This is a genomic window from Pseudomonas shiyinii (assembly GCF_056725765.1).
In genome coordinates this window covers 4,218,570-4,238,701 of the sequence record NZ_CM161522.1, presented here as the reverse complement: position 1 = coordinate 4,238,701, position 20,132 = coordinate 4,218,570, and the positions used below count along the sequence as shown (strand labels likewise).

Genomic DNA, 20,132 nt, shown 5'->3' with positions numbered 1-20,132 from the left:
TTGCATTCACCAGACTGACGACGAGACCCCATGGCCAATCCCAGCGCTAGCGCCTATAACGCAGACGCCATCGAAGTCCTCTCGGGCCTTGACCCGGTCCGCAAGCGACCGGGCATGTACACCGACACCAGCCGGCCGAACCACCTGGCCCAGGAAGTCATCGACAACAGTGTCGACGAAGCTCTGGCTGGCCACGCACGCTCGGTGCAGGTGATCCTTCATGCCGACCATTCCCTGGAAGTGTGCGACGACGGTCGCGGAATGCCGGTGGATATCCACCCCGAAGAGGGTGTGTCCGGGGTCGAGCTGATCCTCACCAAGCTGCACGCCGGCGGCAAGTTCTCCAACAAGAACTACCAGTTCTCCGGTGGCCTGCACGGCGTCGGCATCTCGGTGGTCAACGCCCTGTCGACCCAGGTCCGCGTGCGGGTCAAGCGCGATGGCAACGAATACCAGATGACCTTCGCCGATGGCTTCAAGGCCAGCGAGCTGGAGGTGGTCGGCACGGTGGGCAAGCGCAACACCGGCACCAGCGTGTACTTCAGCCCCGACCCCAAGTATTTCGACTCGGCCAAGTTCTCCGTCAGCCGCCTCAAGCATGTGCTCAAGGCCAAGGCGGTGCTCTGCCCGGGCCTGCTGGTCAGCTTCGAGGACAAGGCCAGCGGCGAGAAGGTCGAGTGGCACTACGAAGACGGCCTGCGCTCCTACCTGGTCGACTCGGTCAGCGAGTTCCTGCGTCTGCCCGACGAGCCGTTCTGCGGCAGCCTGGCTGGCAATAAGGAGGCTGTGGACTGGGCCCTGCTATGGCTGCCGGAGGGCGGCGACAGTGTCCAGGAGAGTTACGTCAACCTGATCCCCACCGCCCAGGGCGGCACCCATGTCAACGGCCTGCGCCAGGGCCTGCTGGATGCGATGCGCGAGTTCTGCGAGTTCCGCAACCTGCTGCCCCGTGGCGTCAAGCTGGCGCCGGAGGATGTTTGGGAACGCATCACCTTCGTGCTGTCGATGAAGATGCAGGAGCCGCAATTTTCCGGCCAGACCAAGGAGCGTCTGTCGTCCCGCGAGGCGGCAGCGTTCGTCTCCGGCGTGGTCAAGGACGCCTTCAGCCTATGGCTCAACGCCCACCCGGAACTGGGCATGCAGCTGGCGGAGCTGGCCATCAGCAACGCCGGCCGGCGCCTGAAGGCGAGCAAGAAAGTCGAGCGCAAGCGCATCACCCAGGGCCCGGCGCTGCCAGGCAAACTGGCCGATTGCGCAGGGCAGGACCCGATGCGTGCCGAGCTGTTCCTGGTCGAGGGTGACTCGGCCGGCGGTTCGGCCAAGCAGGCGCGAGACAAGGAGTATCAGGCGATACTGCCGCTGCGCGGGAAGATCCTCAACACCTGGGAAGTCGATGGTGGCGAGGTGCTGGCCAGCCAGGAGGTGCACAACATCGCCGTGGCCATCGGCGTGGACCCTGGTGCCGCCGACCTCTCGCAGCTGCGCTACGGCAAGATCTGCATCCTGGCCGATGCCGACTCCGACGGCCTGCACATCGCTACCTTGCTGTGCGCGCTGTTCGTCCAGCATTTCCGACCGCTGGTGGAGGCCGGCCACGTCTACGTGGCCATGCCGCCGCTGTACCGCATCGACCTGGGCAAGGAGATCTATTACGCCCTGGACGAAGCCGAGCGCGATGGCATCCTCGATCGACTGGTCGCCGAGAAGAAGCGCGGCAAGCCGCAGGTCACCCGATTCAAGGGCCTGGGCGAGATGAACCCACCACAGCTGCGCGAGACCACCATGGACCCGAACACCCGGCGCCTGGTGCAACTGACCCTGGACGACGTGCAGGGCACCACCGAGATCATGGACATGCTGCTGGCCAAGAAGCGCGCCGGTGATCGCAAGAGCTGGCTGGAAACCAAGGGTAACCTCGCCGAGGTCCTGGTTTGATCCGCCTGCTGGCCGCCGTTTGCCTGGCCTTGCTGGCCCTGCCGAGCCAGGCGGGCAGCTGGCCGGAGCTCAAGCTCGGCGCAGAGTACCCGGTCGAAGGCATGCGCGGCGGCAACCTCTCGGGGTTGGCCTGGTGCCGTGGGGCGTTGTGGACCGTGTCCGACCGTGACGATGATCGCATCTATCGCCTCGACCAGCAGGGCGACGTGTGGCGCGCCCAGCCGCTGACCTTCACCCCGCCGCCGGTGCCGCAGAGCGGCTTGCCATGGGGGCTCCGGTCGCGCAACTGGGCGGTGTCCTACCTCCGCGGCGGTGAGCTGGACTTCGAAGGCATCACCTGCGATCAGGCTGGTAATTTCTACTTGGTCAGCGAAGCCCATGCGGCGGTGCTGCAAGTGCCTGTCGAGGGTGAGCCTGAATGGCTGCGGATCGACCCGACCATGGTTCGGCAGGCCCGTGCCAGTGGCATGTTGCTGCACTTCAACGCGTTGTTCGAAGGCCTGGCGATCAACCCGGCGGGCGACCGCCTGTGGCTGGCTGCCGAGCGTGAACGGCGCGGCCTGGTCGCCATCGAGCGCCAGCAGTCGGTGTGGAATTGTGGGCGCAGCTGCGTGCTGCTCAGCGAAGCCGGGGTCGAGATGCAGCCGCCACAGATGCCCGAACCCCAGGCCATATCGCGCGACTTCTCGGACCTTGCCTGGTACGAGGGCAAGCTGTTCACCCTCGAGCGCAATGCCTACCGGATCTGCCGCCGCGACACCGACAGCGGCAAGGTCGAGCGCTGCTGGTCGTTCGCCGCCGATGCGCTGGTCGACTCGCGTCGCTACGATCAGCCATATGGCTTGGCCGAAGCGCTGGTCATCGATGCATCCGGTGCCTGGATTGGCGTGGACAACAACAACGGTGACCGTGCCGACGGCGAGAAGCGCCCGATCGTGTGGCGCTTCGCAGCCCCTGAGGGCGGCTGGAGCGCCAAGCCGTGAGCCAACCGCCAGGCAAGCGTGCGGGGCGGGTCCTGCTGGTGGTGGCCTGGGCGGGGGCGATGTTCCTCGCCACGCGCTTTTTCGGACAATGGGAGGAGCGCCAGCAGAACCCCAATACCCAGGTGCAGTCCGAGCACGGCGAAGGCTTCATCGAAGTACGCTTGCTGAGCAACGGCCAGGGGCATTTCGTCGCCGATGGCGCGATCAACGGCCGTGTTGTGCGCTTCATGCTCGACACCGGGGCGACCGATGTGGCGATCCCCGAGTCGCTGGCCCGCGACCTCGACCTGCAACCCGGCGCGCCGGTGATCCTCAGCACCGCCAACGGCCGCACCCAAGGCTACCGCACCCGCCTGGGCGACCTGCAGCTGGGCGATATCCACCTGCGTGACGTGCGCGCACTGGTGGTCCCCGGCCTCGATGGCGAGCAGGTGCTGCTGGGCATGAGCGCCCTGAAACAACTTGAATTTACCCAGCGTGGCGGTACCTTGCTGCTGCGCCAGAACTTGAAATGACGAGGCCCGCATGAGCGACTCACTGGAACTCAGTCTCGAAGGCGTCGAACGCCGATCCTTGGCTGACTTCACCGAACAGGCCTACCTCAACTATTCCATGTACGTGATCATGGATCGGGCCCTGCCGCATATCGGCGACGGCCTGAAGCCGGTGCAGCGACGTATCGTCTATGCCATGAGCGAGTTGGGGCTCGATGCCGACGCCAAGCACAAGAAGTCGGCGCGTACCGTCGGCGACGTGCTCGGCAAGTTCCACCCCCACGGCGACTCGGCCTGCTACGAGGCCATGGTGCTGATGGCGCAGCCGTTCAGCTATCGCTACACCCTGGTCGACGGCCAGGGCAACTGGGGTGCGCCGGACGATCCGAAGTCGTTCGCCGCCATGCGTTACACCGAGGCGCGCCTGTCGCGCTATTCCGAGGTGCTGCTCAGTGAGCTGGGCCAGGGTACCGTCGACTGGGTGCCGAACTTCGACGGCACCCTGCAGGAGCCAGCCGTGCTGCCAGCGCGCCTGCCGAACATCCTGCTCAACGGCACCACCGGTATCGCCGTGGGCATGGCTACCGACGTGCCGCCGCACAACCTGCGGGAAGTCGCCAGTGCCTGCGTGCGTCTGCTGGATGAGCCCAAGGCCACCATCGAGCAGTTGTGCGAGCACATCCAGGGCCCAGACTACCCGACCGAGGCCGAGATCGTCACGCCACGTGCCGAAATCCTCAAGCTTTACGAGAGCGGCCGCGGCTCGATCCGCATGCGTGCCGTATACCGGGTCGAGGATGGCGACATCGTCGTCACCGCGTTGCCGCACCAGGTTTCCGGGGCCAAGGTGCTGGAGCAGATCGCCGCGCAGATGCAGGCCAAGAAACTGCCGATGGTCGCCGACCTACGGGATGAGTCCGACCACGAGAACCCGTGCCGCATTGTCATCATCCCGCGCTCCAACCGTGTGGATGCCGACGAACTGATGCAACATCTGTTCGCCACCACCGACCTTGAAAGCAGCTACCGGGTCAACGTCAACATCATCGGCCTCGACGGGCGCCCGCAGCTCAAGAACTTGCGGGCCCTGCTGCAAGAGTGGCTGCAGTTCCGCATCGGCACCGTGCGCCGCCGCCTGCAGCACCGCCTGGACAAGGTCGAGAAGCGCCTGCACCTGTTGGAAGGCTTGCTCACCGCCTTCCTCAACCTGGATGAAGTGATCCACATCATCCGCACCGAAGACCACCCCAAGCAGGCCCTGATCGCCCGCTTCGACCTGACCGAGATCCAGGCCGACTACATCCTCGAGACCCGCCTGCGCCAGCTGGCGCGCCTGGAGGAAATGAAGATCCGCGGCGAGCAGGATGAGCTGCTCAAGGAACAGGCCAAGCTGCTGGCCCTGCTGGGCAGCGACGCCAAGCTGCGCAAGCTGGTGCGCAGCGAGCTGATCAAGGATGCCGAGACCTACGGCGACGACCGCCGTTCGCCGATCGTCGAGCGTGCCGAGGCCAAGGCCCTGTCGGAAAACGAGCTGATGCCGACCGAGCCGGTCACCGTCGTCTTGTCGGAAAAAGGCTGGGTGCGCTGCGCCAAGGGCCACGATATCGACGCCACCGGGCTTTCCTACAAGGCCGGGGATGGCTTCAAAGGCGCTGCCGCCGGCCGTTCCAACCAGTTCGCCGTCTTCATCGACTCCACTGGGCGCAGCTACTCGCTGGCCGCCCACAGCCTGCCGTCGGCACGCGGCCAGGGCGAGCCCCTGACCGGGCGCCTGACGCCGCCGCCAGGGGCGACCTTCGAGTGCGTGCTGTTGCCTGAGGACGATGCGCTCTATGTGGTGGCGTCCGATGCCGGCTATGGCTTCGTGGTCAAGGGCGAGGACCTGCAGGCCAAGAACAAGGCCGGCAAGGGCCTGCTCAGCCTGCCCAACGGAGCCAAGGTGATGACTCCGCGACCTGTAGCCGACCGCGAGCAGGACTGGCTGGCAGCCGTGACCACCGAGGGCCGCCTGTTGATCTTCAAGGTCAGCGACCTGCCGCAGCTGGGCAAGGGCAAGGGCAACAAGATTATCGGCGTACCCGGGGACCGGGTCGCCAACCGGGAAGAGTTCGTCACCGATCTGGCCGTCGTGGGCGAGGGTGCGACGCTTGTATTGCAGGCTGGCAAGCGTACTCTGTCTCTCAAACCCGACGACCTTGAGCACTACAAAGGTGAGCGTGGCCGACGCGGCAGCAAGCTGCCACGCGGCTTCCAGCGGGTCGATGGCATGGCGGTGGAACGCCCCGAGTGAACCGGCTGTCTGTCTGGAACGGCAATTTCAGCGTCATTCCAGGCAGAAATGCTGGAGTCGGACGGTTATTTCGCGGATGATAGTGCCCTTGCGGCGCCGGCGTGGCTGTGTGCCTGCAAGAATCTACATGAGTATCACTGCGGTTTGCCCTGGGGCGACCGCTTGGATGGGATGAATGAAATTTCTGCGCCTTCCATTTGCGCTGTTGATGACGGGTCTGCTGGGACTGAGCGGATGCAGCATGCATCAGCCGGTGGCCTTGTATCAGCTGGACAGTGGTGACCCAGGCCAGCCCTCGCAGAGTGCCGGCATGGCCGTCGTACTCGGCCCGGTATCGGTAGCCGATTACCTTCAGCGTGAAACCTTCTTGCAGCGTCAGCCTGACGGCAGCCTGACGTCCGCGACCGACGGTCGTTGGGCGGGCAGCCTTTCGGCGGACATCGACCAACTGCTGGTGCGTCAGCTCGCCTGGCGCCTGGACAGCCAGCGTGTCGTCCTGGCACCGGCCACCGCCGGTTTCTCGCCGGATGTGCAGGTGTTGCTGTCGATCACCCGCCTGGACTCCGGCCGCAACCAGCCGGCGATCCTGGATGCCCAATGGCGTCTGCTCGATCGCCGCGGCAAGGTGCGGGACAACCGCATCGTGCACCTGGAGCAACCGCACGAGGGCTCTGAGTCGTCCCAGGTGCAGGCCCAGGGGCAATTGCTGCAGAAGCTGGCCGAGCAGCTCAGCGCGGCGGTCAAGCCGCTGGCTAACCAGCCGGCCGTCGCCGAGGAAGCACCGCCAAAGAAGTCCGCACCGACCCAGGTCAAGAAAGGGCCAGAGAAGCCGAAGATCCCCATGGCTTCGCCCATTCGGACCGACATGGAGGTCTATCGGTTCTGACCGGCAGACGCAAAAAAGCCCGCAGCGATGCGGGCTTTTTTGTGGCTATTGTCCCGTCCTGAATAAGGTTTACACCTCCTATCCCGATTTTCCGGAGAGCTAGATGGAGCAAGGTGTAAAGCGCACGCAGCGAGATTACTCGCTGTCTTTTAAATTGGCTGTCGTTGATCAGATCGAAAAAGGCGAGCTGACCTACAAACAGGCCCAGGCGCGATATGGCATCCAGGGTCGGTCGACTGTTCTGGTATGGTTGCGTAAGCATGGTCGGCAGGATTGGAGCCAAGGGGCGTCGATCCGGGCCGAGAGGAGCTGCGCGATGTCCGACCCTAAAACGCTCACTCCAGAGCAGCGGATCAAAGAGCTTGAACAGCAGCTTGAGTTAATGAGCCAGAAGGCTCAGTTCTTCGAGACCGTCGTTGATGTCCTAAAGAATGACTACGGTGTGTCGGTCGTAAAAAAGCGATCCGGCAAGTCCTCTCGCAAGGTCAAGTCGCAGGACTGAGCATTGCTAGGGCTTGTCAGTTTCTAGGCATCAGCCGACAGGCTTACTACAAACGTAATCGAGTTGCTGATAGCAAAGCGCGCCAGGCAGATCGGGTTGTCGAGTTTGTGCAACAAGTCCGGATGCGTCAGCCACGGCTAGGCACACGGAAACTGCACTATCTGCTGCGTTGCCAGCCTGATAGGCGGATTCAAGTTGGCCGAGACCGGCTGTTTGAGGTCTTGGGGGAGCGCCGTTTGTTGGTGCTACCCAAGCGGGCGTATCACAAGACGACACAGAGCTTTCATCGCTTCTATCGTCATCCCAACCTACTCAAGCCAGGCCCCAATCAGATTGTCCCATCAGGGCCAGAGCACGTGTGGGTGGCGGACATCACCTACCTGCCGGCCAGAAGCGGCCCACTGTACCTAAGCCTGGTAACAGATGCTTACTCTAGAAAGATTGTTGGCCATCATGTTCATGAGAGCCTGCATGCCGAGTCGGTTGCACAAGCCTTTAGACAGGCCCTGCGCAAACGGCGGCGTCGCCAGCCGTTAGTCCATCACTCAGACCGAGGCATTCAGTACTGCTCAGCGCTGTATCAGTCACTGCATGCACGGAACGGGGTCCAATGCTCGATGACTGACGGATATGACTGCTATCAGAACGCGCTGGCCGAACGGATCAACGGAATCCTCAAAACAGAGCTGCTGCTGAGCAATCCAGAAAATCTGGAGCAGGCGAGAAAGATGGTTGATGAGGCGGTGCAAATCTACAACACGGAGCGGCCTCACATGGCCCTGAAAAACAAAACGCCCGATGCGGTGCATCGGGCGTTTTGAGGCCTATCGGCCTACCTGAACAGGTGTAAACCTATTTCAGGACTAGACATATTACGACCAATCCCCTGTAGGAGCGGCCTTGTGCCGCGATCGGCCGCGAAGCGGCCGTAAACCAGGCGTCTCGCTCATTGAACCAGGTGCATCGAGGTTGCATGAGCCGGGGCCGCCTCGCGGCCCATCGCGGCGCAAGGGCCGCTCCTACAAGGCCCGGCGTTCGTGCATGCGGGCCAGCTGGCGTTCGAGCATGGACGGGTAGGGCTCCATCAGGCGTTCGACACAGCAGGCGCCTTCTGGGCTGGCGATAGGACGGATACGGGCACGCTGGCGGATCAGGGCGTCGTCGCTGATCTTGCGTTCCACCAGCAGCAGGTTGCGGCTGTGCTGGGACAGCGCCAGGGCGTCCTGGGCCTTTTCCGCCATCAGCAGGTCTACCTGCTCCAGGCCTTGCAGGTCGTCACCCAGGGTCAGGCCCAGTTGCAGTTGCAGGGTGATGCCGCTGTCGGCTACCTCGATTTGCAGGGCATGGCCCAGGGCGCGCAGCAGCTCGCCGCAGCAGATGGCGTTGGTCAGGTAGTCTTCGCCGCAGTCGCGACTATGGAACAGCAACAGCGTGCTGCCGTCCTTGAGCGTGTGGGTTTCCCCTTCGTACAGCGATGCCGCCTGCTCCAGGCAGTCGCGGTAGCGCTCCAGCAGTTCGGTCAGGCGGGTGCGCGGCAAGCGGCGCAGTTGCTCCTGGGAGCCCAGCTGCACGGCCAGCACGGCGCTGTATTGCGGCTCGTCGGACTCGGCCGCGGCCACTTTGACCGGGCTGTCCCCGGTTTCGATCAGGTCGGCGAAGGCATCGTCGTCTTCGTCATCGCTGGTTGTGGCCTTGGCTTTTGCCGAGGGCTTGGGCGCTGCGGCGTGCTCATCCACCTCGTCCACGTCGAATTCGTCCTCTTCCACTTCCTCAGGTTCCGGCGGCGGTGGGGCGAGACGGGTGTGCAGTTGGCGAGCCAGGTCGCCGATCTCGTCCTGGCGGTCGGTGCCAGGGGTGTAGTGGTGCGGGTCACGCAGCCATACGCGCAGCTGCAGCAGCGGCGTGGAGATGTGACGCCCCAGGCGCAGGCTCAGGGCCAGCGCCAAGGCCAACAGGATCGCGGCCAGGATGCCCATGCTCTGCAGGCTGATGGTCATCGGCTGGCGGAACTGGGTCATGTCCAGGCTGATGCGCAACTGCCCGGCGGTCACATCCTGGAAGGTGATCTTGGTCTGGTAGAGCCCTTCGGCCTCACCCAGCAGGCTGTTCTTCGGTCGCTGGCCGGCCTCGGCGAGGATGCGGTTGTCCACGCTGTAGATGGCCGCATGAGCCACCAGCGGGTTCTTCACCAGGTTGCCCAGGAGCACGTTGAGGCTGAGGATGTCGTTGGACACCAGCAGCTCGGTCGCCGAGGTGGCGGTCTGGATGGTCAGGCTCTGGCCGAGGGCGTCCGCCTGTTCGTGCATGGCCTGCCGGAACTGCAGGCCCATGACGCAGGCATAGATCACCAGCGCCAGGGCCACCAGGAAGATATTGGTGCTGGCGATGCGCAGGGCCAGGGGAACGCGACGCTGGCTGAGGGCTCGGAAGATCATCACGAAGAAATTATCAGGTTTGACGGGCGTGGGCCGGTTCACAGAGCGCGGCTCTTTATGGCGAAAAAGGTGTTGCGCAGTATAGCGAGCCGTGTTTTGTCGGCAAAGTATCGATGCTGCCCGATCATCACGGAAAATCGGTAGAATGCGCATTTTTCATCGAAGTCGGAGCCCGGTCTTGCGCGAAATCGTCCTGATCAACATCACTGGTGAAGACCGTCCAGGTCTCACCGCAGCCCTTACCGGCGTCCTGGTCCAGGGCGGTGTGAACATCCTCGACATCGGCCTGGCGGTGATGCACGGTACCCTGTCCTTCGGCATCCTGGTCGATATTCCGGACAACGAAGTGGCCACCCAGCTGCTGCAAAGCGTGCAGGCCAAGGCCCACGAGCTGAACCTGCAAGCCCGCTACACGCCGATTTCCGAGGCCGACTACCAGCACTGGGCCGACAGCCAGGGCGAGGCGCGCCATATCGTCACCCTGCTCAGCCGCAAGGTGACGCCCGAGCAGCTGCAGCGGGTGAGCGCCGTGATCAGCCAGTACGGCCTGACGATCGAGCGTATCGAGCGCCTGTCCTCGCGCGTGGCGCTGGATGCTCCGGTGGAGAAGAGCAAGGCCAGCCTGGAAATTTCCGTGCGTGGCGAGCCGAGCGACGCCCAGGCCCTGCGCGCCGACTTCTTCGCCCTGGCCGAGGCGCTGGACATCGACATCGCCTTCCAGAAAGACGACCTGTTCCGCCGCAATCGCCGCCTGGCGGTGTTCGACATGGATTCGACACTGATCGAGGCCGAGGTGATCGACGAGCTGGCCAAGGCTGCCGGGGTGGGCGAGCAGGTGGCTGCGATCACCGAGCGCGCCATGCGTGGCGAGCTGGATTTCCGCGCCAGCTTCAAGGAGCGTATGGCGCTGCTCAAGGGCTTGGATGTTGGCGTGCTGGACGATATCGGCGCGTCCCTGCGCCTGACCGAAGGTGCCGAGCACCTGTTCGCCGAGCTCAAGCGCCTGGGCTACAAGACGGCCATTCTTTCCGGTGGTTTCTCCTATTTCGCCAAGCAGGTGCAGGCGCGCCTTGGCATCGACTATGTATTTGCCAACGAACTGGAAGTGGTCGATGGCAAGGTGACCGGCGTTGCGGTCGAGCCGATTGTCGATGCCCAGCGCAAGGCCGAGCTGCTGCAGCAGTTGGCTGGTGAAGAGGGCTTGCAGCTGGAGCAGACCATCGCCGTGGGCGATGGCGCCAATGACCTGCCGATGCTGTCCCTGGCCGGCCTAGGCGTTGCGTTCCGCGCCAAGCCGCTGGTGCGCCAGTCGGCCAAACAGGCGATTTCGACCCTGGGGCTGGACGGTGTGCTGTACCTGCTGGGCATGCGCGATCGTGATGCCCGTAGCTGAAGGTTCGGCGGGAGGACTTCGGCAATTTTGAAATCGAGCGCCGCCCGCGCGGCGCATCGCGAGCTGCGCTCGCTCCTACGTTTATTTAGGGCCAGTAACGCCTGTGACAGGCGCGCGCGACCGCCTGGTTCGTACGGCACAGCCTCACGTCAGGCGCGAAGGCGTCCGCGCGAAAATCCAACAGGATGGACTGGCCCTAAATAAACGTAGGAGCGAGCGCAGCTCGCGATGCGCCGCGCGGGCGGCGCTCGATCTAACAGGCGCCGAAACCCTCGCGGCAAGCACTCAGCCCTGGGCAGGCTGTGCCAGCAGTTCCCCCATGCGTACCGCCGAACCCGCACCCAGGCTCCCGGCCCACTTCACCTGCTCGGGCCCGAACAGCACGATGGCGGTCGATCCCAGCTTGAAACGCCCCAATTCCGCGCCTTTTTCCAGATGGATCGGCGCACGGCTGCCTTCGTCGTAGCGGAAGGTCTTCACCTCACGCTTGGGCGGCGTGACCAAGCCGGCCCACACCGTTTCGATCGACGCGACGATCATCGCCCCGACCAGTACCACGGCCATCGGCCCGCGCTCGGTGTCGAACAGGCACACCACCCGCTCGTTACGGGCGAACAGTTCGGGGACATTCTCGGCGGTGGTCTGGTTGACCGAGAACAGCCGGCCCGGCACGTAGACCATTTCGCGCAGGGTGCCGGCCAGTGGCATGTGCACGCGGTGGTAGTCCTTGGGGGACAGGTAGATGGTGGCGAACTCTCCGCCCATGAACGGCGCGGCCAGCAGTGGGTCGCCGCCCAGCAGCTCGAGGGCGCTGAAGCTATGGCCCTTGGCCTGGAAGATGCGGCCATGCTCGATCGGGCCGAGCTGGCTGACTGCACCGTCTGCCGGGCAGAGGATGGCGCCCGGGGTCTCGTCCAGTGGGCGTGCACCCGGCTTGAGCGCGCGGGTGAAGAAGGCGTTGAAATGTTCGTAGGCGGTCAGGTCCTCGACCAGCGCCTCGGACATGTTCACCTGGTAGCGCTTGGCGAACCAGGCGGTGAAGGCATTCTTGAACCAGCGCGCGCGGCACTCGGCGATGCAGCCGGCCAGCCGCGACAGCAGGTGGTGCGGCAGCAGGTACTGGCTGATGATGAACAAGCGGGATTTCATTGGGTTTCCTTGGAAATTCAAACTTCTACAGGCGTGTCCGGGTGGTTGCCCCACTCGCCCCAGGAGCCGGCATAGGCCTTGAGCCGTGGATAGCCGAGGGCTTTGGCCACCAGGTAGGTGAAGCCGGAACGGTGGTGGGTCTGGCAGTGAGTGATCACTTCCTTGTCCGGGGTGATGCCGAGTTGTTGCAGGATGTCGGCCATGTCCGGGCGGATGCGCAGGTGGTCGTTCAGGTCCATGCCTGCGGTCCACTCGAAGTTGACCGCGCCGGGAATGTGACCGCCTTTGGCGGCCAGGACTTTCTCACCCTTGTACTCGCCGGGGCTGCGGGCGTCCCAGATGGCCAGGTCGGCCGCGCCCAGTCGGCTTTGCAGGTATTCGCGGGTGGCGGTGGGCTCTGCATGCAGTTGCAGGCTGACCGGACCAGCCGCGCTGGCAGGTACATCGGTTGAGAGCTTGTCGGCCGGCCAGGCCTGGATGCCGCCGTTGAGGTAGTGGTAGCCCTTGTGGCCGATGACGTCGAGCAACCAGATGAAGCGCCCGGCCCAGCCGCCGCCCTCGTCGTCGTATACCACGTAGACCGCGTCGTCGCGGTGGCCGAGCTCGCCGAAGAGCTTTTCCAGGTCGGCGCGCGCCGGCAGCAGGCCTGGCGCCGGTGGCTGGCCCAGCTGGGTGCGCTTGGGGTCGACGAAGCGCGCGCCGGGGACATGACCGCTGCCATAGCGGTTGGCGCTGGTCAGGTCGACCACGATCAGCTGTGGCGAACCCAGGCGCGGCAGCAGGTCGGCCGGTTCGATCACCAGGGGCAAGCCGGAAAAGTCAGTCATCCACGGTCTCCAGGGTGGAATTGAGGGAGCGATTGTAGCGCAAGGCTCAGGCGTTGCGGTTGGCAAAGGCAGCCAGGGCACGCTCGGTGCATTGCGCGGTCTTGCCAAAGGCTTGCACGCTGACATCGGCCAACGGCTTGCCGCCCTGGTCTGCGATCACCAGCATCACCGTTTGGCCATTGACCGCCAGCGAACGCAGCAGCACATGCTCACTGCCGATGGCGGCCCACAGCGGGGCTGGCAGCAAGGCCGAGAACTGGGCGTGGTTGTCTGGTGTCAGGCGCAGCTGCGCCGCCTGGGTCATCAGGCGTTGCAGCAATTTGCTGCCGGCCAGGGGCAGCACCAGGGCCGCGACCTCCGTTGGCAGGCCGGCGGTCTGTTGCACGCGTAGGGATTCGGTGGCCTTGTCCAGGGTCAGCAGAATCACCCGTTGCATACCGCAGGCCAGCAGAGCGTCGCGGGCCTGGGTGCACAGGTGCAGGCTCGTGCCGAACGGGCTGGGCTGGGTCAGCAGCTCGCCACACAGCGTGCGCCAGCGCGCCAGGTCCTGGGTGGTGGGCGGTGGCGGTTCGAGCATGTCCGGATGCGGCCGGCGTTGCTGCCAGGGCCAGATCAGCGCCTCGGCGGGGTGGAACAGGGCATGACGGGCATGGTGGCGGGCGCTGGCGGCGGCCTGCTGGTGGACCTGCTGTTGCACGTCGTCGAGCGATGTCTGCAGGTACAGGGCGGTCAGCAGTTGCCAGCGCAGCAGGTGCGGGTTGTCCCAGCCCACCTGGGCGGCCAGCGCCAGGCCGTTGGCCAGCAGCACGGTATTGGCCGGCTGGTTGAACCAGCGGCGCAGCCCGGGCGCGTCGTCCAGGCGCTGCTGTTGGGTGAAGCTGTCCTGCTCGCGGGCGATGGCCAGCACCTGAGCCAGTTGTTCGCGCTCATCGAGCAGCAGGCGATAGCCCTGGGTCACCCATTCCGGCAGCCGCCAGTGTTCGGCCACGGCCTGGCACAGTTGCATGATGCGTACGCCGAACAGCGCGAGCTCGACTTCGGCGGCGTCCTCGCCCTTGTGGATGACCCGCAGCTCCCAGGTATCGAGCAGCTTGGGAAAGGCTTGCGCCATAGGCCACAGCGGTGACAGGAACAGCAGGCTGCCCCAATGGATCTCCTGCCACAGCCGTGCCAGGCGGCTGGCGAACAGGCCGCTGGCCTGTTGCGCGGCATGCTGGCTGATCAGCAGGAACTGGCGCAGCACCGGCGGGATGTCCTGGCCCGGCACCGCGGGCAGGCGTGCCAGCAGGCTGGCGCTGCGCGCCAGGCCCAGGCGGTTGAGGGCGATTTCGAGGCTTTCGGCAGGCTCGGCCTGGCTGGCATTGGCCGGGTGGTTGGCCTCGCGCATCACCGACAGCACCAAGGCGGGGCTGTCTTGCATCAGTTCGGCAATGTCCCGCAGAGAGCGGCGGCTATCGTTGATGGCCGACAACACCCGGTCGTGGCTCTCCTTGGGCACCGGCAGGCGGATGCCATCGAGCAGCTTTACCCAGGCATCGAGCGTACGCGGAATCTGGTTTGGCACCTTAGCGTCCATTGGCATTTTGACATCAGTCCAAACTGGCTTTTCGTTATTTGTGGCTATAGTCTGGCGCAGTTCTGCCGATAAGTAGAAGAAGAGTTTCAAAGCTCCCGTCCCTCATCCCGACCACGACAGCAAGTGCCCTGAACCTATGGCTAAAATTATCGGCATCATCGTCGTATTCGCGAGCGTGCTCGGCGGATACGTACTTTCCCACGGCAAGATCGCGGCATTGATCCAGCCGTTCGAAGTGCTGATCATCGGCGGTGCGGCCTTCGGTGCGTTCCTTCAGGCCAACCCCGGTCACATGACCCTGCATGTGATCAAGAAGTCGCTGAAGATGTTCGGCACCCGTTTCACCCATACCTTCTACCTGGAGGTGCTGGGCCTGGTCTACGAGATCCTCAACAAGAGCCGCCGCGAAGGCATGATGGCCATCGAGGGGGACATCGAGGACCCGGCGGCCAGCCCGATCTTCGCCAAGTACCCGGCGGTGCTGGGTGATGAGCGCATGACCGCGTTCATCTGCGACTACCTGCGCATCATGTCCACCGGCAACATGGCCCCCCACGAGCTCGAGGGGCTGTTCGACATGGAGCTGCTGAGCCTGAAGGAAGAGCTTGAGCATCCCTCCCACGCCGTCACCAGCGTGGCCGACGCCATGCCTGGCTTCGGTATCGTCGCGGCGGTGCTGGGCATCGTGGTGACCATGGCCTCGCTGGGCGATGGCGACCAGAAGTCCATCGGCCTGCACGTGGGCGCGGCGTTGGTCGGTACCTTCTTCGGTATCCTGGCCGCCTACGGTTTCTTCGGCCCGCTGTCCAACGCCCTGCGCCACGATGCCAAGGAAGAGCTGAACGTGTACGAGGCGATCAAGGCTTCGCTGGTGGCTTCGGCGTCGGGTATGCCGCCGTCGCTGGCCGTGGAGTTCGGGCGCAAGGTGCTGTACCCGTCGCACCGCCCGAGCTTCGCCGAGCTGGAACAAGCGGTCCGCGGTCGCTGAGCCATGGAGAACAACCAGCCCATTATCGTCAAGCGCGTCAAGCGCTATGGCGACGGCCACCACGGCGGCTCCTGGAAGATCGCCTTCGCCGACTTCGCCACGGCGATGATGGCGTTCTTCCTGGTGCTCTGGCTGCTGTCCACGGCTACGCCCGAGCAGAAAATCGCCATCGCCGGTTACTTCAAGGACCCGATCGGCTTCTCCGAGAGCGGCACGCCCTACGTGATCGACCTCGGCGGCTCGCCGCAGCTGGCGCCGGAGAAGACCATCAACCCCGAGGAGAAGTCCGAGCCGACGCCGAACACCAGCATCCAGCTGGACAAGGACCAGGTCGAGACCTTGGCCGACCAGGTCGAACAGGAGCGCTTGCAGCTGCTGTTGCAGGAGTTGCAGAACAAGGTCGAGGAAAACCCACAGCTACAGAAGTTCAAGGACCAGATCCTGTTCGAGATCACCCAGGACGGCCTGCGGATCCAGATCATGGACGCCGAGAACCGGCCGATGTTCGACCTGGGCAGCGCGCGTCTGCAGCCTTACTTCGAGGACATCCTGCTGGCCATGGCCGACACCATCAAGGCGGTGCCGAACAAGATCAGCATCAGTGGCCATACCGATGCCAAGCCTTATGCCGGCACCGGGGAGTTCGGCAACTGGGAGCTGTCGGCCAGCCGTGCCAACGCGGCGCGCCGGGCGTTGGTGGCGGGGGGGTATCCGGACGACCAGGTGGCACGAGTGGTCGGTTATGCCTCATCGTCGCTGTTCGACCGCAAGGATCCGTTCAACCCGGTGAACCGTCGCATCGACATCATCGTCCTGACCAAGAAGGCCCAACGCGACATCGAGGGTGAACAGAGCACGCCCCAGACGCCGGCCGAACCGGCTCCGCCGGGTGCCCAGGCGCCGGCAGCGCCTGCCCAGGGCGACAGCGCCCAGGCACCGATGCAGCCGCGGGAGCTGCGCCAGAAGCTGAACATCTTCGAGGATGGCGTCCTGAAGATGGACGACGCCCAGGAATGATGGCCGCGCAACACCTGTAGGAGCGGCCTTGCGCCGCGATGGGCCGCAAAGCGGCCCCAAGATCACCCGCGTCAGTAGCTATCCTGCGGCAAGCTGGCGATGATCGAGCGGTAGCTGTTCATACGCTGCGGCGTGACGCGCCCATCCTCCAGGGCCTGGAGCAAGGCGCACCCAGGCTCCCGGGCATGCTTGCAATCGCGGAAGCGGCAGTGGCCGATCAGGTCGCGGAACTCGATGAACCCGGCTTCGACGTCATCACGACTGACATGGCCCAGGCCAAATTCGCGGATGCCCGGCGAGTCGATCAGGTCGCCGCCGTTGGGGAAGTGGTACAGGCGCGCGGTGGTGGTGGTGTGCGTGCCCTGGCCAGACCACTCGGAGAGGTCGCCCACACGGGTCTGTACCTCGGGCAGCAAGCTGTTGACCAACGACGACTTGCCCACGCCCGACTGGCCGACGAACACGCTGGTGTGCGTATCGAGCATCTGCTGAAGGCGTTGCATGCCATCGCCCTGATGAGCCGAAACCTCCAGCAGCGGGTAGCCCAGGTCGCGGTAGACCGCCAGCAGGGCCTCGATGGTCGGGCCGTTGCGCTCATCGATCAGGTCGGCCTTGTTCAGCAGCAGCAACGGGCGGATGCCTGCATGCTCGGCGGCCACCAGGTAGCGGTCGATCAGGTTGGCCTGGGGCTCGGGCGCCGGGGCGAAGACGATCACGATCAGATCGACATTGGCCGCCACCGGCTTGAGCTGACCATGGTTGTTCGGCCGACACAGTTCGGCCGTGCGCGGCATCTGTGCGACGATCACGCCATTGCCTTGGTTGCCGGCGCGCCACACCACGCGGTCTCCGGTGACCAGAGCCGGCAGGTTGGCCCGCAGATGGCACCGAAACACCTGGCCCGCCGCTTCGCCATCCTGGGCTTCGACCTCCACCTGCACACCGAAATGGGCGATCACCAACCCCAGCTGTTCAGGGCCCAGGTCGCCGCCCTCCAGCTCCTGCAGGGCATGTTGTTCGCGTTTGGCGGCGCGAGCGGCGCGCTCGCCCTGGATTTTTTCGATGCGCCAGTTCTGGCGGCGGTTGAGCTGGCGTTTGGCCATGAATGTTCCGTATCGGCGGGGCAGGAAGAAAACGGCTGGCAGTTTAGCACGGCCCGACGCGTACACTTGCGCTGGCGTTTGCGGCACGAAGGGCCGCGCCTAGGCTAATATGACCGCCTATTCGAGGAGCCCTTTCATGCAGAACCCACAGAACCTGATCTGGATCGATCTGGAAATGACCGGCCTGGATCCGGACAACGACGTCATCATCGAGATGGCCACCATCGTTACCGACAGCGAGCTGAACACCCTGGCCGAAGGCCCGGTGATCGCCATCCACCACAGCGACGAGGTGCTGGCGCGTATGGATGATTGGAACACCCGCACCCATGGCGCTTCGGGCCTGACCCAGCGCGTGCGCGAGAGCCGTATCGACATGGCCGAGGCCGAGGCGCAGACGTTGGCCTTCCTCGAGCAATGGGTACCCAAGGGCAAGTCGCCGATCTGCGGCAACAGCATCTGCCAGGACCGGCGTTTCCTCTATCGCTACATGCCGAAGCTGGAAGGCTTCTTCCACTACCGTAACCTGGACGTCTCCACCCTCAAGGAGCTGGCCGCGCGCTGGGCGCCGCAGGTGCGTGACAGCTTCAAGAAGGGCGGGACCCACCTGGCCCTGGACGACATTCGCGAGTCGATCGCCGAGCTGCGCCACTACCGCGAGCACTTCATCAAGCTGTAAGCCACGGCGGGTGCGCATGGCACATGGCTAGAAGCACCGGGAGTGGGTAGACTGCGCGCCTTTCCCCACGGACACGCACCATGTTGTTGATGCTCTATCTCGTCGCCATCACCGCCGAAGCCATGACCGGCGCGCTTTCGGCAGGCCGTCGCGGCATGGACTGGTTCGGCGTGGTGCTGATCGCCTGCGTCACCGCCCTGGGCGGCGGGTCGGTGCGCGACGTGTTGCTGGGGCATTACCCGCTGACCTGGGTGAAGCATCCCGAGTACCTGGTGCTGACCAGCTTCGCGGCGCTGCTGACCATCTTCATTGCGCCGCTGATGCGCCACCTGCGCTCGCTATTCCTGGTGCTCGACGCCCTGGGGTTGGTGGCCTTCACCCTGATCGGCTGCATGACGGCCCTGGAGATGGGCCAGGGCATGCTGGTGGCGTCGATCAGCGGGGTGATCACCGGGGTGTTCGGCGGCATCCTGCGGGATATCTTCTGCAACGACATTCCCCTGGTGTTCCGCCGCGAGCTGTATGCCAGCGTGTCGTTCGCTGCGGCCTGGTTCTACCTGGGGTGCGTGTACTTCAAGGTGCCGGCCGAGCAGGCCATGCTGCTGACCTTGTTCGGTGGGTTCCTGGTGCGCCTGCTGGCGATCCGGTTCCATTGGGAGATGCCCAAGTTCCACTACAACGACCAGCAGTGACTACGGCCTTCGGGCTCGATCGCCGGCAAGCCGGCTCCCACCGCTACGGCGGTGCAGGCCTGGTGGGAGCTGGCTTGCCGGCGATTGGGGGCGGCTCAGCCACGCTGGTTTTTTCATGCTGCGCCAACGCCCACTCCACATGCTCGCGCACCAGCTCCGACGGGTGCTCGCGCCGCGCGCGCAAGGCTTCCACCACGGGAATGCTGGTCGGCGCATTTCCAAGCCCTACCGCCAGGTTGCGCAGCCACCGTTCATAGCCGGCGCGGCGAAGCGGCGAGCCTTCTGTTCGGCCAAGGAAGGTGGCCTCGTCCCACAGGAACAGCTCGGCCAGTTCTGCGTTGTCCAGCCCATGGCGCGGCATGAAGTCGTTCTCCTGGGTCGGCCGGGCAAAGCGGTTCCAGGGGCAAACGATCTGGCAGTCGTCGCAGCCGAACACCCGGTTGCCGATCATCGGGCGCAACTCGACCGGAATCGCCTGCTTGAGTTCGATGGTCAGGTAGGAAATGCAGCGCCGGGCGTCGAGTAGATACGGCCCGACGAAGGCCTTGGTCGGGCAGATGTCCAGGCACGCCTGGCAGCGGCCGCAATGCTCGGTCACCTGGGCCTCGTCGACCGGCAGCGGCAGGTCGACGAACAGCTCGGCGAGGAAGAAATAGCTGCCCGCCTTGCGGTTGAGCAGCAGGGTGTTCTTGCCGATCCAGCCCAGGCCCGCCTGCTCGGCGATGGCTTTTTCCAGCACCGGGGCGCTGTCGACGAAGGCGCGAAAACCGAAGGGGCCGATCGCCTGCTGGATGCGTTCGGCCAGGTGCTGCACGCGCTTGCGCACCAGCTTGTGGTAGTCGCGCCCCAGGGCGTAGCGGGAGATATAGGCTTTTTCAGGCTGCGCCAGCCGCTGGGCCATGAGGGTGTCGCCGGGCAGGTAGTCCATGCGCAGCGATATCACCCGCAAGGTGCCAGGTATCAACTCATCCGGGTGGGCGCGCTTGCTGCCATGGGCGGCCATGTACTCCATCTCGCCCTGGTAGCCGGCTGCCAGCCAGCGTTGCAGGTGTTGTTCATGCTCGCCAAGCGCCACGCCGGCGATGCCGACGTGGGCGAATCCGAGTTCGCGGCCCCAATCCTTGATCGATTGGGCCAGCGTGGGAAGGTCAGGAAGGCAAGCGGACATGGATGGACAAGGCAA

Annotated in this window: 17 protein-coding genes; 11 read left to right on the top strand and 6 right to left on the bottom strand. The window is 64.6% G+C overall.

Annotated features, from left to right (window positions below; genetic code table 11):
* The first annotated feature begins 30 nt into the window (after window positions 1–30).
* From parE to ACXHGZ_RS19115, 6 genes are all read left to right on the top strand, one after another.
* Window positions 31–1,935 carry a DNA topoisomerase IV subunit B gene (gene parE, locus ACXHGZ_RS19140; RefSeq protein ID WP_084854134.1) on the top strand — a complete coding sequence of 635 codons (1,905 nt, stop codon included), beginning with the start codon at window positions 31–33 and terminating at the stop codon, window positions 1,933–1,935.
* Window positions 1,932–2,918 carry an esterase-like activity of phytase family protein gene (locus ACXHGZ_RS19135; protein ID WP_480461001.1) on the top strand — a complete coding sequence of 329 codons (987 nt, stop codon included), beginning with the start codon at window positions 1,932–1,934 and terminating at the stop codon, window positions 2,916–2,918. The genes parE and ACXHGZ_RS19135 overlap by 4 nt, the downstream gene beginning before the upstream one ends.
* Complete coding sequence (locus tag ACXHGZ_RS19130; RefSeq protein ID WP_480461000.1) at window positions 2,915–3,433, top strand: retropepsin-like aspartic protease family protein; 519 nt, start codon at window positions 2,915–2,917, stop codon at window positions 3,431–3,433. The genes ACXHGZ_RS19135 and ACXHGZ_RS19130 overlap by 4 nt, the downstream gene beginning before the upstream one ends.
* A gap of 10 nt (window positions 3,434–3,443) precedes the next feature.
* A complete protein-coding gene (gene parC / locus ACXHGZ_RS19125) occupies window positions 3,444–5,702 on the top strand; it encodes a DNA topoisomerase IV subunit A (RefSeq protein ID WP_224457105.1) in 2,259 nt (752 codons plus the stop codon).
* 175 nt (window positions 5,703–5,877) lie between these two features.
* Entirely contained in the window at window positions 5,878–6,588 is a 711-nt protein-coding gene (locus tag ACXHGZ_RS19120; protein WP_480460998.1) for a PqiC family protein, read from the top strand.
* 103 nt (window positions 6,589–6,691) lie between these two features.
* Window positions 6,692–7,911 (top strand): IS3 family transposase gene (locus tag ACXHGZ_RS19115; RefSeq protein ID WP_416768414.1). Its coding sequence is split into 2 segments (ribosomal slippage): window positions 6,692–7,040 and window positions 7,040–7,911, totalling 1,221 coding nucleotides; the frame shifts between segments, so codons are not numbered across the junction.
* Between the two features lie 198 nt (window positions 7,912–8,109).
* On the opposite strand, the gene ACXHGZ_RS19110 is transcribed toward ACXHGZ_RS19115, so the two are convergent.
* Window positions 8,110–9,567 carry a histidine kinase gene (locus tag ACXHGZ_RS19110; protein WP_480460997.1) on the bottom strand — a complete coding sequence of 486 codons (1,458 nt, stop codon included), beginning with the start codon at window positions 9,565–9,567 and terminating at the stop codon, window positions 8,110–8,112.
* A gap of 136 nt (window positions 9,568–9,703) precedes the next feature.
* Between ACXHGZ_RS19110 and serB the strand changes: the two genes are divergently transcribed.
* Complete coding sequence (gene serB, locus ACXHGZ_RS19105) at window positions 9,704–10,918, top strand: phosphoserine phosphatase SerB (RefSeq protein WP_480460996.1); 1,215 nt, start codon at window positions 9,704–9,706, stop codon at window positions 10,916–10,918.
* Between the two features lie 285 nt (window positions 10,919–11,203).
* Here the strand turns inward: serB and asd are convergent, their stop codons facing one another.
* From asd to ACXHGZ_RS19090, 3 genes are read right to left on the bottom strand one after another with little or no spacing between them, the layout of a single operon-like run.
* Window positions 11,204–12,067 carry an archaetidylserine decarboxylase gene (gene asd, locus ACXHGZ_RS19100; protein WP_480460995.1) on the bottom strand — a complete coding sequence of 288 codons (864 nt, stop codon included), beginning with the start codon at window positions 12,065–12,067 and terminating at the stop codon, window positions 11,204–11,206.
* A 17-nt stretch (window positions 12,068–12,084) separates the two neighbouring features.
* Window positions 12,085–12,894 (bottom strand): rhodanese-like domain-containing protein, encoded by an 810-nt coding sequence (locus ACXHGZ_RS19095; protein ID WP_480460993.1) that lies wholly within the window; start codon window positions 12,892–12,894, stop codon window positions 12,085–12,087.
* A 46-nt stretch (window positions 12,895–12,940) separates the two neighbouring features.
* Window positions 12,941–14,476, bottom strand: a complete 1,536-nt coding sequence (locus tag ACXHGZ_RS19090; RefSeq protein ID WP_480460990.1) for an HDOD domain-containing protein — start codon at window positions 14,474–14,476, stop codon at window positions 12,941–12,943.
* Between the two features lie 130 nt (window positions 14,477–14,606).
* Between ACXHGZ_RS19090 and motA the strand changes: the two genes are divergently transcribed.
* Both motA and motB read left to right on the top strand, forming a co-directional pair.
* Complete coding sequence (gene motA / locus ACXHGZ_RS19085) at window positions 14,607–15,458, top strand: flagellar motor stator protein MotA (RefSeq protein ID WP_480460988.1); 852 nt, start codon at window positions 14,607–14,609, stop codon at window positions 15,456–15,458.
* Window positions 15,459–15,461: 3 nt separating this feature from the next.
* Entirely contained in the window at window positions 15,462–16,475 is a 1,014-nt protein-coding gene (gene motB, locus ACXHGZ_RS19080) for a flagellar motor protein MotB (protein WP_480460987.1), read from the top strand.
* 71 nt (window positions 16,476–16,546) lie between these two features.
* Here the strand turns inward: motB and rsgA are convergent, their stop codons facing one another.
* Window positions 16,547–17,578 (bottom strand): small ribosomal subunit biogenesis GTPase RsgA, encoded by a 1,032-nt coding sequence (gene rsgA, locus ACXHGZ_RS19075; RefSeq protein WP_084854157.1) that lies wholly within the window; start codon window positions 17,576–17,578, stop codon window positions 16,547–16,549.
* Window positions 17,579–17,714: 136 nt separating this feature from the next.
* Here rsgA and orn point away from each other — a divergent pair, with 136 nt between their 5' ends.
* Both orn and ACXHGZ_RS19065 read left to right on the top strand, forming a co-directional pair.
* A complete protein-coding gene (gene orn, locus ACXHGZ_RS19070) occupies window positions 17,715–18,257 on the top strand; it encodes an oligoribonuclease (protein ID WP_480460985.1) in 543 nt (180 codons plus the stop codon).
* A gap of 80 nt (window positions 18,258–18,337) precedes the next feature.
* Window positions 18,338–18,949 (top strand): trimeric intracellular cation channel family protein, encoded by a 612-nt coding sequence (locus ACXHGZ_RS19065; RefSeq protein ID WP_070571131.1) that lies wholly within the window; start codon window positions 18,338–18,340, stop codon window positions 18,947–18,949.
* A gap of 43 nt (window positions 18,950–18,992) precedes the next feature.
* On the opposite strand, the gene queG is transcribed toward ACXHGZ_RS19065, so the two are convergent.
* Window positions 18,993–20,117: a tRNA epoxyqueuosine(34) reductase QueG gene (gene queG / locus ACXHGZ_RS19060; protein WP_480460984.1), complete on the bottom strand. Its 1,125-nt coding sequence runs from the start codon at window positions 20,115–20,117 to the stop codon at window positions 18,993–18,995.
* Between the last annotated feature and the right edge of the window lie 15 nt (window positions 20,118–20,132).

Coding starts and splice junctions, on each gene's coding strand:
- parC (WP_224457105.1), top strand. CDS start 3,444: ATGAGCGACTCACTGGAACTCAGTCTCGAAGGCGTCGAACGCCGATCC.
- ACXHGZ_RS19095 (WP_480460993.1), bottom strand. CDS start 12,894: ATGACTGACTTTTCCGGCTTGCCCCTGGTGATCGAACCGGCCGACCTG.
- ACXHGZ_RS19120 (WP_480460998.1), top strand. CDS start 5,878: ATGAAATTTCTGCGCCTTCCATTTGCGCTGTTGATGACGGGTCTGCTG.
- parE (WP_084854134.1), top strand. CDS start 31: ATGGCCAATCCCAGCGCTAGCGCCTATAACGCAGACGCCATCGAAGTC.
- rsgA (WP_084854157.1), bottom strand. CDS start 17,578: ATGGCCAAACGCCAGCTCAACCGCCGCCAGAACTGGCGCATCGAAAAA.
- asd (WP_480460995.1), bottom strand. CDS start 12,067: ATGAAATCCCGCTTGTTCATCATCAGCCAGTACCTGCTGCCGCACCAC.
- queG (WP_480460984.1), bottom strand. CDS start 20,117: ATGTCCGCTTGCCTTCCTGACCTTCCCACGCTGGCCCAATCGATCAAG.
- ACXHGZ_RS19065 (WP_070571131.1), top strand. CDS start 18,338: ATGTTGTTGATGCTCTATCTCGTCGCCATCACCGCCGAAGCCATGACC.
- motA (WP_480460988.1), top strand. CDS start 14,607: ATGGCTAAAATTATCGGCATCATCGTCGTATTCGCGAGCGTGCTCGGC.
- orn (WP_480460985.1), top strand. CDS start 17,715: ATGCAGAACCCACAGAACCTGATCTGGATCGATCTGGAAATGACCGGC.
- ACXHGZ_RS19090 (WP_480460990.1), bottom strand. CDS start 14,476: ATGCCAATGGACGCTAAGGTGCCAAACCAGATTCCGCGTACGCTCGAT.
- motB (WP_480460987.1), top strand. CDS start 15,462: ATGGAGAACAACCAGCCCATTATCGTCAAGCGCGTCAAGCGCTATGGC.